The sequence below is a fragment of the Streptomyces sp. NBC_01233 genome, assembly GCF_035989305.1.
Taxonomy (GTDB): domain Bacteria; phylum Actinomycetota; class Actinomycetes; order Streptomycetales; family Streptomycetaceae; genus Streptomyces.
Window position 1 is genome coordinate 5,270,730 of record NZ_CP108514.1, and the last position, 14,102, is coordinate 5,284,831.

Genomic DNA, 14,102 nt, shown 5'->3' on the forward strand with positions numbered 1-14,102 from the left:
GTCACTGCTCCAGGCTCGGGGTGCTCAGGGGGTGCACGGACGGGAAGTCCGCGGAGTCGGTGGGGACGACGACCAGGGCCCGCTTCTCGGTCGCCGAGAGCCGGACGACGAGGTGGCGCCGCCAGTCGGCATCGTCCCGGTCCGGGTGGTCCTCGCGCCAGTGGCAGCCGCGGGTCTCCTCGCGCCGCTGCGCGGCGGCGACCAGGACCCGTGCCACGCACAGCAGGTTGGTGGCCTCCCAGGTGTCCACACCCGGCTCGGCGGTCTTGCCGTGCGCTTCGAGGTCGTTCAGGGCGGTCGCGTACAGCGCTTCGAGGGCCTCGGCCGCCGCGGACAGCGAGTCGGCGGAGCGGAGCACGCCCGCGCCCTGCGTCATGATCCGCTGGATCTCGTGCCGGGCCGCGGCGGGCTGCAGCGGGCCGGTCGCCGGGACCGGGACGACCGGGCCGTTGCCGCCGAAGCGCTGGGCGGCGATGTCGTCGGCGATCCGCTCGGCGAAGACCAGGCCCTCCAGCAGCGAGTTGGAGGCGAGCCGGTTCGCGCCGTGCACACCGGTGCAGGCGACCTCACCGCAGGCGTACAGGCCGCGGACGGTGGTCCGGCCGTGCAGGTCGGTCCGTACGCCGCCGGACGCGTAGTGCGCGGCGGGCGCGACGGGGATCGGCTCGGTCACCGGGTCGATGCCGTGCGAGCGGCAGGCGGCGAGGATCGTCGGGAACCGCTGCTCCCACATCTCGGCGCCGAAGTGCCGGGCGTCCAGGTACATGTGCTGCGCGCCCTGCTCCTGCATGCGGCGCATGATGCCCTTGGCGACGATGTCGCGCGGGGCCAGCTCGGCGAGCTCGTGCTGGCCGAGCATGAAGCGGACGCCGTCCGCGTCGACGAGGTACGCGCCCTCCCCGCGGACCGCCTCCGAGACCAGCGGCTGCTGCCCCTCGGCGTCCGGGCCGAGGAAGAGCACCGTCGGGTGGAACTGCACGAACTCCAGGTCGGAGACCTCGGCGCCGGCGCGCAGCGCGAGCGCCACGCCGTCACCGGTGGACACCGACGGATTGGTGGTGGCCGAGAAGACCTGGCCCATGCCGCCGGTCGCGAGGATCACGGCGGGCGCGTGGACGGCGCCGACTCCGTCGTGCTGGCCCTCGCCCATCACGTGCAGGGTGACACCGGCCGTACGACCCTGCGCGTCCTGCAGCAGGTCCAGCACGAGTGCGTTCTCGACGGTCTCGATGCCCGCGGCCTGGACCGCCTCGACGAGCGCCCGGGAGATCTCGGCGCCGGTGGCGTCGCCGCCCGCGTGCGCGATCCGGCGGCGGTGGTGGCCGCCCTCCCGGGTCAGTTCTATCTCGCCGGTCTCCGCGGAGGTGTCGAAGACCGCACCGGCGGCCATCAACCGCCGTACCGCGTCCGGGCCTTCGGTGACGAGCAGCCGTACGGCCTCCTCGTCGCACAGGCCCGCGCCCGCGACCAGGGTGTCGTCGAGGTGCTGCTCCGGAGTGTCGCCGTCGCCGAGGGCCGCGGCGATGCCGCCCTGGGCCCAGCGGGTGGAGCCGTCGTCGAGCCGGGCCTTGGTGACCACGACGGTACGGCGGCCCGCGGCGGCGCAGCGCAGTGCGGCGGTCAGGCCCGCCACACCGGAACCGACCACCACGACATCGGCGTCGAGGGACCAGCCGGGGGCGGGCGCGTGCAGCCGTATGCCGGTGCCCGCGGCCGTGTCTCCGCCGCCGCTGCCTGCGGGGCCTCTGCCTGGGGTGCTCACGAGTGTGCTCCGAATTCCAATGGGATGTTGTCGATCAGCCGGGTCGCGCCCACCTTCGCGGCGACGGCCAGCACGGCCTGCCCGGTGAAGCCGGGACCGGCCTCGGTGAAGTCCTTCGGGTCCACGAGCGCCAGGTAGTCCAGCACGAGCGGCGGCTCGTGGCGCCCCGCCTCCTCCAGGACGTGCAGCGCGGCGGCCCGTACGCCGTCCGGCAGCCCCCCGCCCGCCGCCGAGACGGCGTGCGCGTCGGCCGAGGCGCGGATCTCGCCCAGCCGGGCCAGGGCGCTGGCCCGCTCGTCACTGGCCGGGGAGGCCTCGGCGCGGGCGCGCAGTGCCGCCTGCGCCGCGAGCCGGTCCTGCCCGGCGAACAGGGCGCGGGACAGGGCCAGGGCGGTGTGCCGCTCGGCGGGGGAGAGGTAGCGGTTGCGGGACGACAGGGCGAGCCCGTCCTCCTCGCGGACGGTCGGGACGCCGACCACCTCCACGGGGAAGTTCAGGTCGGTCACCATCCGCCGGATGAGCGCCAGTTGCTGGGCGTCCTTCTGGCCGAAGAGGGCCAGGTCGGGACGGGTGAGGTGGAGGAGCTTGGCGACGACGGTCAGCATCCCGTCGAAGTGGCCGGGGCGGGTGGCCCCTTCGAGGCGCTCGCCCATCGGCCCGGCGCTGATCCGCACCTGCGGGTCGCCGCCCTGGTAGACCTCGTCGACGGCCGGGGCGAACACCGCGTCGGCGCCCGCCCCTTCGGCGATCCGCAGATCGGCGTCGAGGGTGCGCGGATAGCGGTCGAGGTCCTCGTTCGCCCCGAACTGCAGCGGATTGACGAAGACGGTGACGACGACCTGGCCGCCCGGCCCGACCTGTTCGCGCGCGGTACGGATCAAGGTGGCGTGGCCCTCGTGCAGGGCGCCCATCGTCATCACCACGGCCCGCCGGCCGGCGCGCGGAAGCCCGTGCAGCTCCTCGGCGGTGTGCAGCAGCAGCCGGTTCACCCGTGGCCCCCGTCGGCGTCCGTGTCGGCGAGCACGCCGAGCAGGTCCTCGGCGAGCTCCGGCTTGAGCAGACCGTGGGCGAGGGCCCGGTCGGCGGTGGTGCGGGCCATCGCCAGGTATCCGGCGACCGTGCCGGGCGCGTGCCTGCGCAGTTCCGAGACGTGCGCGGCGACCGTACCGGCGTCCCCGCGGGCCACTGGCCCGGTCAGGGCGGCGTCCCCGGAGCGCAGGGCGTTGTCGAGGGCCGCGCCGAGCAGCGGGCCGAGCATCCGGTCGGGGTGCTCGACCCCGGCCTTGCCCAGCAGCTCCATCGCCTGGGCGACCAGCGTGACCAGGTGGTTCGCGCCGAGGGCGAGGGCCGCGTGGTAGAGCGGACGGTTTTCCTCCGCGATCCACTCGGGCTCCCCGCCCATCTCGATGACCAGGGCTTCGGCGGCGAGCCGCAGCTCCTCGGGAGCGGTGACGCCGAAGGAGCAGCCGGCCAGCCGCTGCACGTCGACCTCGGTGCCGGTGAAGGTCATCGCGGGGTGCAGGGCCAGCGGCAGCGCGCCCGCACGGCGCGCCGGGTCGAGCACGGCCGCCCCGTACCGGCCCGAGGTGTGCACGATGAGCTGGCCGGGGCGGATCGCGCCGGTCTCGGCCAGACCCTCCACGAGGGAGGGCAGCGCGTCGTCGGGCACGGTGAGGAGCACCAGATCGGCCCGCTCCAGCACCTGCGCGGGCGGCACGAGCGGTACGTCGGGCAGCATCCGCGCGGCCCGGCGCACGGACGCGTCGGACACACCGGAGACGGCGACGGGCCGGTGCCCGGCCTGCTGGAGCGCACGGGCCAGCGCCGGACCGACACGGCCGGCTCCGACGACGCCGACGGCGAGCCGGGCAGGACGTGGCTGCTGTGATGGATTCACGCGGGGAGGGCCTTCCGTTCCAGTCCGCGGGGGGTACCGGACGATACGCCGCCATGCTAGCTCCTGGGGCAATTGGCCGGACGGCGACGACGAGGGCGAGGATCGGGCTCCATGAGCGACGACAGTGACCAGACGGAACGTACGAAGCGGCAGGTGGCGGCCTGGCGCGGGGCCGAGCGCAGGCTGTCGCGCAGCCTGCTCGAACCCACGGTGGGGGAGCTGCTCGCCGAGCTCGCCGAAGCCCCGTACGCCATGGACGGACCGGCCGACGTGTACGGCGACGGGGTCGTCGAGGAGCTGGAGCGCCGGGTCGCGGGGCTGCTGGGCACGCAGGACGCGGCGTTCTTCCCCAGCGGGACGATGGCCCAGCAGATCGCGCTGCGCTGCTGGGCGGGCCGGACCGGGAACCCGGTGGTGGCGCTGCACCCGATGAGCCATCCGGAGCGGTGGGAGGGGGACGCGCTGTCCAACGTCTCCGGGCTGCGGGTGGTGCACCCGACGACGGAGCCCCGCCAGCCGACGCCCGCGGAGGTCGCTGAGGTCCGGGAGCCCTTCGGCACGCTGATGCTGGAGCTGCCGCTGCGGGACGCCGGTTTCCTCCTCCCCGGCTGGGAGGAACTGGAGGCACTGGTCGAGGCGGCCCGCGAGCGGGAGGCGGTGGTCCACTTCGACGGCGCCCGCCTGTGGGAGTCCACCGTCCACTTCGGGCGCCCGCTGCCGGAGATCGCGGGGCTCGCGGACTCGGTGTACGTCTCCTTCTACAAGTCGCTCGGCGGCCTGAGCGGGGCCTGCCTGGCCGGGGCGCGGGAGTTCGTGGAGGAGACCCGTGTCTGGCGCCACCGGTACGGCGGCCAGATCTTCCGGCAGTTCCCGCAGGCCCTGTCCGCGCTGGCCGGGCTGGAACGGGAACTGCCCCGGCTGCCGTCGTACGTCGCCCAGGCGCGGATGGTGGCCGGGGCGCTGCGCTCGGCGTTCGCGCAGTCGCCGGTCCCGTGGGCCAGGATCCACCCGGAGGAGCCGCACACGCACCAGTTCCAGGTGTGGCTGCCGTACGAGGCGGACCGCCTGACGGAGGCGGGCCTGCGGCTGGCGGAGGAGACGGGCACGGTCCTCTTCCGCCGGTGGTCTCCCGAGGGGCCGCCGGGTCTCGCGGTGACGGAACTGGAGATCACCGAGCCGGGCCTGTCCTGGACGGAGTCCGACGTGCGGAAGGCCACCGCCGCCTTCGTGGCCCGGCTCTAGCCGCGGCCTCGGTGCGGGCGTACCGCTGCGCGGAGCCGCTCCCCGCCCCGCCCTTTCCCCGTTTCTCCCCCAGCTCCGCTGGGAGGTGGCCCCAGGGCTCTGCCCGGACCCGGTCCTCAAACGCCGGACGGGCTGGAAGATCCAGCCTCGCCGGCGTTTGAGGCGCGGGGTTCGGGGCGGAGCCCCGGTGGGGGAAAGGCTCCGCGCAGCGGCGACCCCGCGCCCCCGGAGGGAAGTGGCGAAACACCGAATTCCGGGAAAGCCATCGGTCCGGGCCGGTGTCGGAGTTACCGTCCCATCGACGGCAATTACCGGCCACCGTTGCCCGGAGGAGACACCATGACCGCTCAGCCCACGTGGCGGAAGTCCTCGTTCTGCAGTGAGGGCGACGCCTGCGTCTACGTCGCCACCGCCCCCGGAGCCCTCGTCAAGGTCGCCGACCGCGTCGACCCCGCGCACCTCGTGCTCGCCACGACCCAGGCCGCCTGGGCCGATTTCATCCGCGCCGTGAAAGAAACCGCCGCGCCGTAATTGCTCACCCTCAGGGGATTTTGTCCGATTAGCGCGTATCTTCGGCCCATGCCCACGCCCTACGGATCCCGCGGCGGCATGGCGTTCAGCGCTGCTGAACTGCACGTGCTCAGGCGTCTCCTCGCCCACGCCCTTCAGTCCTCCCCGGCCCCCCTGGCGGCCGCGGAGGTCCAGGACTGCCTGCGCCTCGCGCAGTCGGTGGACGAAGCGGTCCAGGAGGCGGGCCGGCTCAGAGCGTTCCTCCTCGACGACCTGGCCCGCTACCGGGGCGCCCTGCCCGGCAGCCTCTCCGGCTACCTGGAGCTGCTGCAGGACGCCCTGGCCGCCGGCTACGAACCGGTGCCCGACGACCTCGCCGCCCTGCGCGCGCTCCGCGCCAATCCGGTCGCCGCCGCGCTGCTGGAGCGGGCCCAGGGCGTCGCGGAGCGCTCCGTACGCCGGCGCCTGTCGACGACTCCCGCGCCCCGGACCCGGCTGCTGGCCCTGGCCGGCGGGCGGGAGGAGCCGCCGAAGCCGGCTCCGCAGCCCAAGGAGCCGCCGCGCCCCGAGCGGCCGGTTCCCACCCCCGGCGAGGTGTTCCCGCCGCGCCGCAAGCCCGCGCCGCCCCCGGCGGCCGGGCGGGCCGTCGGGTAGCTACGCTGTGGGCATGGACTACGTCTCCGCGCTCGTGCCCCCCATCGTGATGGCCGCGTTCTTCATCGCTCTCGTCGTGACGATCGTGAAGAGCCAGGGCGGCGCCAACAAGGCCAAGGAAGACGCCGCGGTCGACGCCGTGATCGCCCGGGCCGAGGCCGCGCGCCAGCAGAACTAGCCCTCCGGGCGACGGGAGTGCGGCCCACCGGCCGCACTCCCGATTTTGTCGCGCGTTGCCGAGCGAATAGTCGGGCAATTCCGCACAAGCAGCACTATCGTGCTGTTGTGCCTCGCCCCTTGGGAGAACTCGAAGACGCCGTCATGACGCGGGTGTGGCAGTGGAACCGCCCGGTCACCGTTCGTGAAGTACTGGAAGACCTCCAGCAGGAACGGTCCATCGCGTACACCACGGTCATGACCGTTATGGACAATCTTCATCAGAAGGGCTGGGTCCGCCGGGAAGCCGAAGGCCGCGCCTATCGATATACGGCGGTCTCCACCCGCGCCGCCTACTCGGCCGCACTGATGAACGAAGCCTGGTCGACGAGCGACAACCCCGCGGCCGCCCTCGTCGCCTTCTTCGGCATGATGTCCGCGGAACAGCGGGAAGCACTCCGGGACGCCGTACGGGTCGTCCAGCACGACGACGAGTCCGGCGCCGAAGCCGTGGCCGGAGCCGTGGCCGAACCCTCCGCTGCGCCGGAAGCCGAAGGGGACTCCGACGAGCGCCCGCGGGAGCCGGGGCGATAGCGTCCGCAGCCATGGGAGAGTTTTCCACTGCACATGCAGAAACAGTGACGATCCGCCGTGCCCGCACCGGTGATGTTCCCGCGCTGCGCCGCCTCCTCGACCAGTACGTGCAGCAGCGGATCCTGCTGGACAAAGCCCCGGTCGTCCTTTATGAGGACATCCAGGAGTTCTGGGTCGCGGAACGCGACTCCGACGGTCAGGTGGTCGGCTGCGGCGCCCTCCACGTGATGTGGGAAGACCTCGCCGAAGTGCGTACTCTCGCCGTGGACCGCGACCTGAAGGGCGGCGGCGTCGGCCACATGGTGCTGCAGCAGTTGTTGCGGACCGCCCGCACGCTCGGGGTGAGCCGGGTTTTCTGCCTGACCTTCGAAGTCGAGTTCTTCGCGAAGCACGGGTTCGTCGAGATCGGCGAGACCCCGGTCAAGACCGATGTCTACATGGAGCTCCTGCGTTCCTATGACGAGGGAGTCGCCGAGTTCCTCGGTCTCGAACGAGTGAAGCCGAACACCTTGGGCAACAGTCGGATGCTTCTGCACCTCTGATCGATGGCCTCAGCTTTTCCGTCGATCCGCACACCTGTGGCCTATGTCCGAATCGCGCACGTTTCCCGCCCTGTTGCGGTCCTGAACCTCTCCCCGGGGGTTTGTGTTTTCCAGGCAAAAGCGGTTTCCTTTCCACGTACTGCTTTTCGATGAAAGGAAATCCCGGTGGCACAGAAGGTTCAGGTCCTTCTTGTCGACGACCTCGACGGTGGCGAGGCGGACGAGACGGTGACGTTCGCTCTGGATGGCAAGACCTACGAGATCGACCTCACCACCGCCAACGCTGAAAAGCTCCGCGGTTTGCTCGACCCGTACACCAAGGGCGGCCGCCGCACCGGTGGCCGTGCCAGCGCGGCACGTGCCAAGGGTCGCGCTTCGGCGACGACCGGCAACCCGGACACCGCGGAGATCCGCGCGTGGGCCAAGGAGAACGGTTACAACGTGAACGACCGCGGCCGCGTCCCGGCCGAGATCCGCGAGGCCTACGAGAAGACCAAGGGCTGACGGACCCCCGCCGTACGCCGGCCCAGGCGGGCCCGGTGGCATTCCGTCGCCGCCGCCGCCACCAGGCGTACGAGATCGGGCCCGGCGGTGCCCTTGCCGGGACCGGGTCCGGCGGCCCGCCCGGGACCGGGCAGGGCCGGCAGCAGTGCCTCACACCCCTGCTCGGGGGGTCGCAGCCACACAGCGGCCCCCCGAGGGCTTTCTCGGGGATGCCCCGGGGGAGCCGGGGCGGTGATCCGGCCACCCGCACCCAGGGCGGTCAGGTCCAGGGCGACCCCGCCCCATTCCAGCCAGTCGAGCAGCCCCTCCAGCTCCTCTGCGCTCCCCGCGGCCACCAGGAACCGCATCCGGCGCCCCATGAGCGCCACCGGGCCCGTGGCGACCGGCCTGCGCAGCAGTGCCGTCCCCGCATCGGACGGCAGCTCCAGCACGTCGAACCGGATCCCGGTCGCGAGCCGGCCGGGCGGACCGCCCGTGACGGCCCAGCCGAGCACCCTCTCGTACCAGGAGGCGTACGCGCCCTCCTCGGGCGCGACGCGGGGCAGCGGGACGGTCGGCGCAGCGGTTACGGCCATACCCGGAGCAACTCGCGAAACGCTCCGGGGTTACGGTCGCCGTGACACACCGCACTCACTCGCATGCGGAACGTAAACGTCTGTGGAGGCGGAGTCCCGCATTCGGGACGGAACTGTGTTCGCCCTTAGCTGAGGAGACCGGTGCCGGGGGCGTGGAGTGTCAGTCCTTACGGGTAAGACATTCCTAGTGGATCGGGGCGACACGCTGATTTGACGGGCTCCCGTTCGCCGTCGGCGTACACGCATGACGGGTATCTGCCTGGCCTGCGGGAACATCGTCTCGCACCATCGAGTTGGAGCAGTTGTCGGCTCTTCAAGCCGGTTTTCCCGCTGACGCAGGGGTGAGCCGGGGACGGATGTCGGCAGTTGGAATGAGCTGTCCCGCCCCGCGGGACTAGCATGCGGAAGGACAGGGCGGGGACCGACCCCGAACTGCCCGACCGCTCTGAGGAGCGATAAACGATGTTCGAGAGGTTCACCGACCGCGCGCGGCGGGTTGTCGTCCTGGCTCAGGAAGAAGCCCGGATGCTCAACCACAACTACATCGGCACCGAGCACATCCTCCTGGGCTTGATCCACGAGGGTGAGGGTGTCGCCGCTAAGGCCCTGGAGAGCCTCGGGATTTCGCTCGAGGCTGTTCGCCAGCAGGTTGAGGAGATCATCGGTCAGGGGCAGCAGGCCCCGTCCGGCCACATCCCCTTCACCCCGCGGGCGAAGAAGGTCCTGGAGCTTTCGCTCCGAGAGGCCCTCCAGCTCGGCCACAACTACATCGGCACCGAGCACATCCTGCTCGGCCTGATCCGCGAGGGCGAGGGCGTCGCCGCCCAGGTCCTCGTGAAGCTGGGCGCCGATCTCAACCGAGTCCGGCAGCAGGTCATCCAGCTGCTCTCCGGCTACACCGGTGGAGGCAAGGAGTCGGCCACGGCAGGCGGCCCGGCCGAGGGCACGCCCTCGACCTCGCTCGTCCTCGACCAGTTCGGCCGCAACCTCACCCAGGCGGCCCGCGAATCCAAGCTCGACCCGGTCATCGGGCGCGAGAAGGAGATCGAGCGGGTCATGCAGGTGCTGTCCCGCCGTACGAAGAACAACCCGGTCCTCATCGGCGAGCCCGGCGTCGGCAAGACCGCCGTCGTCGAGGGCCTGGCCCAGGCGATCGTCAAGGGTGAGGTTCCCGAGACGCTGAAGGACAAGCACCTCTACACGCTTGACCTCGGCGCCCTGGTCGCGGGTTCCCGCTACCGCGGTGACTTCGAGGAGCGCCTGAAGAAGGTGCTCAAGGAGATCCGCACCCGCGGCGACATCATCCTGTTCATCGACGAGCTCCACACCCTCGTGGGTGCGGGCGCCGCCGAGGGCGCGATCGACGCCGCCAGCATCCTCAAGCCCATGCTGGCCCGTGGTGAGCTCCAGACCATCGGTGCCACGACGCTGGACGAGTACCGCAAGCACCTCGAGAAGGACGCGGCCCTCGAGCGCCGCTTCCAGCCGATCCAGGTGGCGGAGCCTTCCCTCCCCCACACGATCGAGATCCTCAAGGGCCTGCGCGACCGCTACGAGGCCCACCACCGCGTCTCCATCACGGACGAGGCCCTCGTCCAGGCGGCGACGCTGGCGGACCGGTACATCTCGGACCGCTTCCTCCCGGACAAGGCGATCGACCTGATCGACGAGGCCGGCTCCCGGATGCGCATCCGCCGGATGACCGCGCCGCCGGACCTCCGCGAGTTCGACGAGAAGATCGCGGCCGTGCGCCGCGACAAGGAGTCGGCCATCGACTCCCAGGATTTCGAGAAGGCGGCTTCTCTCCGTGACAAGGAGAAGCAGCTGCTGGCGGGGAAGACCAAGCGCGAGAAGGAATGGAAGGCCGGCGACATGGACGTCGTCGCCGAGGTCGACGGCGAGCTCATCGCCGAGGTCCTCGCGACCGCGACCGGCATTCCCGTCTTCAAGCTCACCGAGGAGGAGTCCTCGCGACTGCTCCGCATGGAGGACGAGCTCCACCGTCGGGTCATCGGCCAGAAGGACGCCATCAAGGCGCTCTCCCAGGCGATCCGCCGTACCCGTGCGGGTCTGAAGGACCCGAAGCGCCCGGGTGGCTCGTTCATCTTCGCCGGCCCGTCCGGTGTCGGTAAGACCGAGCTCTCGAAGACGCTCGCCGAATTCCTCTTCGGTGACGAGGACGCGCTGATCTCCCTCGACATGTCGGAGTTCAGCGAGAAGCACACGGTTTCCCGTCTCTTCGGTTCGCCCCCCGGCTACGTGGGCTACGAAGAGGGCGGCCAGCTCACCGAGAAGGTGCGCCGGAAGCCGTTCTCCGTCGTCCTCTTCGACGAGGTCGAGAAGGCCCACCCGGATATCTTCAATTCCCTTCTCCAGATCCTGGAAGACGGTCGCCTGACCGACTCCCAGGGCCGGGTCGTGGACTTCAAGAACACGGTCATCATCATGACGACCAACCTGGGTACCCGGGACATCTCGAAGGGCTTCAACCTGGGCTTCGCGGCGCAGGGAGACACCAAGACCGGTTACGAGCGGATGAAGGCGAAGGTCAACGAAGAGCTCAAGCAGCACTTCCGGCCCGAGTTCCTCAACCGCGTCGACGACACGGTCGTCTTCCACCAGCTCACCGAGGAAGACATCATCCAGATCGTCGACCTGATGATCGCGAAGGTCGACGAGCGCCTGAAGGACCGCGACATGGGCATCGAGCTGAGCGGCGACGCGAAGCTCCTGCTCGCCAAGCGCGGCTACGACCCGATCCTGGGTGCCCGGCCGCTGCGCCGGACCATCCAGCGCGAGATCGAGGACATCCTGTCGGAGAAGATCCTCTTCGGCGAGCTGCGTCCCGGTCACATCGTGGTCGTCGGCAAGGAGGGTGAGGGCGAGGAAGCCAAGTTCACCTTCCGCGGCGAGGAGAAGTCGGCCCTGCCGGACCTCCCCCCGATCGAGGCCACGGGCTCCGGCCCGGACCTGTCGAAGGGCGCGTAGGCGCGACTGAGCACCAAAGGGGCGGCCCCGGGACTGAGAAGTCCCGGGGCCGCCCCTTTTCCGGTTCATCGGGTCACTGCTCGTACACCGTGGTGAAGGGTTCCGTTCCAGGTCGGCGTCGGGGAACCGCTGCGCCAGCCGCTCCTCCAGCCCCGGCGGCAGCATGTCGTCCCCGTACAGCCGCAGCGTCCGCAGCGACGGCAGCCGGACGTGCTCGACGAGGCCCTCCAGCACCTCGTCCGGTACGGCGAGCTCCTCCAGCCGTTCGAGCCGGGACAGCTCCTCCCAGTCCGTCGGGCCGGCCGGGCGCCAGCGGTAGCCGAGGTACAGGACGCGCAGTGGGCGGGAGCAGGTGACGTACGGCGGCCTCGGCCTCCGAGCGCAGCGCGGGGTCGAGTTCCGTGGCGTACTGCAGGGAGGGGGGTGCCCGCCGATGGTCCTGGACGGGCGGGCCGAAGGTCCTGAACCGGTGACAAGCCGCACAGAACAAAACGGACGTACTAGGTGGATTCGTAGATCCAAAAGGCCTTCGGAGTGGACTTCCGCCCCAGGAGGGGGGCCGTCAACCGGACGCGTCACACCGGCCCGGCTACGAGCTCCGGTAGTAATCGGGACATTTGGGGAAGTCCCCGCCCGCGGGTTACCAAAGGTGAGCCAACCCGGCACACGTCCCAACGTGCCGGGTCACTTCATGCCCGTGGCGGGCGTGAACCGCCCTTGTCCCCGGCCCCGGAGGTCTGCACATGTTCGCGAAGCGCGCCATCACCCGTCGTACCCGTATCGCCGTCGGCACCACCGCTCTCGGTGCGGTGCTGGCCCTGGGGGCCGGGACGACCGCCGCGTTCGCCGACACCACGCAGACGGCCCTCGCCGGAACCGCCGAGCTCGTCGCCCAGCAGGCCTCCGCCCAGGCCGGCGCCGCAGCCGCGAAGGCCGAGGCGAAGCCCGCTGCGAAGACCGCCTCGAAGACCGGTCTCTGGGACAAGCCGCTGGAGAAGTACACGCTGTCCGCGACCTTCGGCAAGGGCGGCAGCATGTGGTCGCACAAGCACTCCGGCCAGGACTTCGCCGTCCCGGTCGGCACCCCGGTCAAGTCCGCGGCCGCCGGAACCGTCGTGAAGGCCGGCCCGAACGGCGGCGGCGACGGCCCCGCGTACGGCAACGCCATCGTGATCAAGCACGCGAACAACACGTACTCGCAGTACGCGCACCTCTCGAGGATCCAGGTCAAGATCGGCCAGAAGGTCGCCGCCTCCCAGCGCATCGCGCTGTCGGGCAACACCGGCAACTCCAGCGGCCCCCACCTGCACTTCGAGATCCGCACCACCCCGAACTACGGCTCGGCCGTCAACCCGGTCGCCTTCCTGCGGAACGCCGGCGTCAGCATCTGACCCGACCGGTCCCCGTGACCGTCCCCACGACCCGGCCCGGCCGGCTGCTCAGGTGAGCAGCCAGGCGTGGGCCGGCTTCGTTTCCGGACCGAGCTTGCCCTCCTTGTACGCGGCCGCCTGCTCCGGCGTGAAGGCCGTGTCGTAGATCTTGATGTTGTGCAGGGCGCCCTGCCAGGCACCGGTCCAGATGTTGTGGTGCTTGGAGCGGCCCAGCTGGAGCGGACCGGGGGCCTGCCAGACGGGCGGCACCTGGGTGGTCTCGCCGGCCTTCTTGCCCTCCACGTAGAGCGCGATGGTCTTCTTCTCGGCGTCGTAGGCGGCCATCAGCATCGTGGGGGTCTTGAGCACGGTGGGGCCCTCGGCGGTGACGGTCCTCGTCGTCGCCGCGGCGCCCTTGTCGCCGGTCTGCACGCGGAAGATCCAGGCCTGCTTGCCGCCCACCTCGTTCACGCCCAGCTCGAAGGAGAACGACTCCCCGTCGCCCTGGCTGATGGCGATCCGCGAGCCCTTGGCGCCGGAGCTGTAGACGCGGGCCGTGACGGTGAAGCTCTTGGTCACGTCCACGATGGGCTCGGCGGACTGGGCGTACGAGTTCGCGTTGCCCTTCCCCACGATCTGGAACCGCTTGCCCAGCGGGCCGAGCTGGAAGTCGGGGCCGAGCCGGATGCCGGTCTTGCCGTAGCTGTCGCGCAGCAGGGTCGCGTCGCCCTCGACGGTCGCGGTGTAGCCCGCGGGGGACTTCGAATCAACCGGCTCCGGCGCGGCGGACGTCGAGGGCTGGGCGTCGGCCCCGCCCGGCCCTTCGCTGTCGTCGCCCAGCAGGAAGAACGTTCCGCCGCCGGCCAGCAGCGCCAGTACGGTCACTGCGCCGCCCAGCATCCACAGCCGCTTCTTGCGCCGCTCTGCCGCGGACCGGTCGGCCATGGCCTCCCAGTCGGGCTGCGGCGTCGATATGCCCGGCTGGGCGGACTGGGCCGGGGACCACTGCCCTCCGGCGTCCTGCTGCTGGTACGGGTTCGGCTGCTGCCCCTGCTGCGGGTAGCCGTAGCCGTAGCCGTACCCGTCGCCACCGGCCGGGTAGCCGTAACCGCCCTGGCCGCCGCCCTGCTGGGGCCGGCCGGACGGGAAGCCGTAGCCGCCGCCCTGCCCGGGCGGACCCGGCGGGAACCCGTATCCGCCGCTTCCGGGGGCGGGCTCGGGCTGCGGGTTGCTCGGGGGATTCACGGCGTCGGTCATGCCAGGGATGCTAAAACACGACCCCCCGTGCCGTACCGCCCGGTACCGATC

The 14,102-nt window shown here is 71.3% G+C and carries 14 protein-coding genes; 9 read left to right on the forward strand and 5 right to left on the reverse strand.

Going from position 1 to position 14,102, the window contains the following annotated elements:
• Position 1: 1 nt before the first annotated feature.
• From OG332_RS25095 to OG332_RS25105, 3 genes are read right to left on the reverse strand one after another with little or no spacing between them, the layout of a single operon-like run.
• Positions 2-1,762, reverse strand: coding sequence for an L-aspartate oxidase (locus tag OG332_RS25095; RefSeq protein WP_327415596.1), 1,761 nt, complete (start codon positions 1,760-1,762; stop codon positions 2-4).
• Positions 1,759-2,751, reverse strand: a complete 993-nt coding sequence (panC, locus tag OG332_RS25100) for a pantoate--beta-alanine ligase (protein WP_327415597.1) — start codon at positions 2,749-2,751, stop codon at positions 1,759-1,761. Before panC ends, OG332_RS25095 begins: the two co-directional genes overlap by 4 nt.
• Positions 2,748-3,659 carry a Rossmann-like and DUF2520 domain-containing protein gene (locus OG332_RS25105; protein WP_327415598.1) on the reverse strand — a complete coding sequence of 304 codons (912 nt, stop codon included), beginning with the start codon at positions 3,657-3,659 and terminating at the stop codon, positions 2,748-2,750. Before OG332_RS25105 ends, panC begins: the two co-directional genes overlap by 4 nt.
• Positions 3,660-3,770: 111 nt before the next feature.
• Between OG332_RS25105 and OG332_RS25110 the strand changes: the two genes are divergently transcribed.
• From OG332_RS25110 to OG332_RS25140, 7 genes are all read left to right on the forward strand, one after another.
• Entirely contained in the window at positions 3,771-4,901 is a 1,131-nt protein-coding gene (locus OG332_RS25110) for a threonine aldolase family protein (RefSeq protein WP_327415599.1), read from the forward strand.
• 339 nt (positions 4,902-5,240) lie between these two features.
• Entirely contained in the window at positions 5,241-5,432 is a 192-nt protein-coding gene (locus tag OG332_RS25115) for a DUF397 domain-containing protein (RefSeq protein WP_030720495.1), read from the forward strand.
• A 48-nt stretch (positions 5,433-5,480) separates the two neighbouring features.
• Complete coding sequence (locus OG332_RS25120) at positions 5,481-6,065, forward strand: hypothetical protein (RefSeq protein WP_327415600.1); 585 nt, start codon at positions 5,481-5,483, stop codon at positions 6,063-6,065.
• Positions 6,066-6,078: 13 nt separating this feature from the next.
• Positions 6,079-6,243, forward strand: coding sequence for a hypothetical protein (locus OG332_RS25125; RefSeq protein ID WP_319727111.1), 165 nt, complete (start codon positions 6,079-6,081; stop codon positions 6,241-6,243).
• 107 nt (positions 6,244-6,350) lie between these two features.
• Positions 6,351-6,815 carry a BlaI/MecI/CopY family transcriptional regulator gene (locus tag OG332_RS25130; RefSeq protein WP_327415601.1) on the forward strand — a complete coding sequence of 155 codons (465 nt, stop codon included), beginning with the start codon at positions 6,351-6,353 and terminating at the stop codon, positions 6,813-6,815.
• An 11-nt stretch (positions 6,816-6,826) separates the two neighbouring features.
• Positions 6,827-7,357, forward strand: a complete 531-nt coding sequence (locus OG332_RS25135; protein ID WP_327415602.1) for an amino-acid N-acetyltransferase — start codon at positions 6,827-6,829, stop codon at positions 7,355-7,357.
• A 165-nt stretch (positions 7,358-7,522) separates the two neighbouring features.
• A complete protein-coding gene (locus OG332_RS25140; protein WP_327415603.1) occupies positions 7,523-7,861 on the forward strand; it encodes a histone-like nucleoid-structuring protein Lsr2 in 339 nt (112 codons plus the stop codon).
• Here OG332_RS25140 and OG332_RS25145 read toward each other — a convergent pair.
• On the reverse strand, positions 7,840-8,436 hold the full coding sequence (locus OG332_RS25145) for an SCO3374 family protein (RefSeq protein ID WP_327415604.1): 597 nt from the start codon (positions 8,434-8,436) through the stop codon (positions 7,840-7,842). The genes OG332_RS25140 and OG332_RS25145 overlap by 22 nt on opposite strands.
• 462 nt (positions 8,437-8,898) lie before the next feature.
• On the opposite strand from OG332_RS25145, the gene OG332_RS25150 reads away from it, so the two are divergent.
• Entirely contained in the window at positions 8,899-11,424 is a 2,526-nt protein-coding gene (locus tag OG332_RS25150; protein ID WP_327415605.1) for an ATP-dependent Clp protease ATP-binding subunit, read from the forward strand.
• Between the two features lie 743 nt (positions 11,425-12,167).
• The gene (locus OG332_RS25155; RefSeq protein ID WP_327415606.1) at positions 12,168-12,815 is read left to right on the forward strand and encodes a M23 family metallopeptidase; all 648 of its coding nucleotides are present in this window, start codon (positions 12,168-12,170) and stop codon (positions 12,813-12,815) included.
• Positions 12,816-12,863: 48 nt separating this feature from the next.
• Here the strand turns inward: OG332_RS25155 and OG332_RS25160 are convergent, their stop codons facing one another.
• Positions 12,864-14,051 carry a LamG-like jellyroll fold domain-containing protein gene (locus tag OG332_RS25160; RefSeq protein ID WP_327415607.1) on the reverse strand — a complete coding sequence of 396 codons (1,188 nt, stop codon included), beginning with the start codon at positions 14,049-14,051 and terminating at the stop codon, positions 12,864-12,866.
• Positions 14,052-14,102: the final 51 nt, after the last annotated feature.

What these genes read in the sequence shown, in the direction of transcription:
- OG332_RS25135 (WP_327415602.1), top strand. Translation starts at nt 6,827, where the DNA reads ATGGGAGAGTTTTCCACTGCACATGCAGAAACAGTGACGATCCGCCGT.
- OG332_RS25120 (WP_327415600.1), top strand. Translation starts at nt 5,481, where the DNA reads ATGCCCACGCCCTACGGATCCCGCGGCGGCATGGCGTTCAGCGCTGCT.
- OG332_RS25110 (WP_327415599.1), top strand. Translation starts at nt 3,771, where the DNA reads ATGAGCGACGACAGTGACCAGACGGAACGTACGAAGCGGCAGGTGGCG.
- OG332_RS25160 (WP_327415607.1), bottom strand. Translation starts at nt 14,051, where the DNA reads ATGACCGACGCCGTGAATCCCCCGAGCAACCCGCAGCCCGAGCCCGCC.
- OG332_RS25155 (WP_327415606.1), top strand. Translation starts at nt 12,168, where the DNA reads ATGTTCGCGAAGCGCGCCATCACCCGTCGTACCCGTATCGCCGTCGGC.
- OG332_RS25150 (WP_327415605.1), top strand. Translation starts at nt 8,899, where the DNA reads ATGTTCGAGAGGTTCACCGACCGCGCGCGGCGGGTTGTCGTCCTGGCT.
- OG332_RS25115 (WP_030720495.1), top strand. Translation starts at nt 5,241, where the DNA reads ATGACCGCTCAGCCCACGTGGCGGAAGTCCTCGTTCTGCAGTGAGGGC.
- OG332_RS25145 (WP_327415604.1), bottom strand. Translation starts at nt 8,436, where the DNA reads ATGGCCGTAACCGCTGCGCCGACCGTCCCGCTGCCCCGCGTCGCGCCC.
- OG332_RS25125 (WP_319727111.1), top strand. Translation starts at nt 6,079, where the DNA reads ATGGACTACGTCTCCGCGCTCGTGCCCCCCATCGTGATGGCCGCGTTC.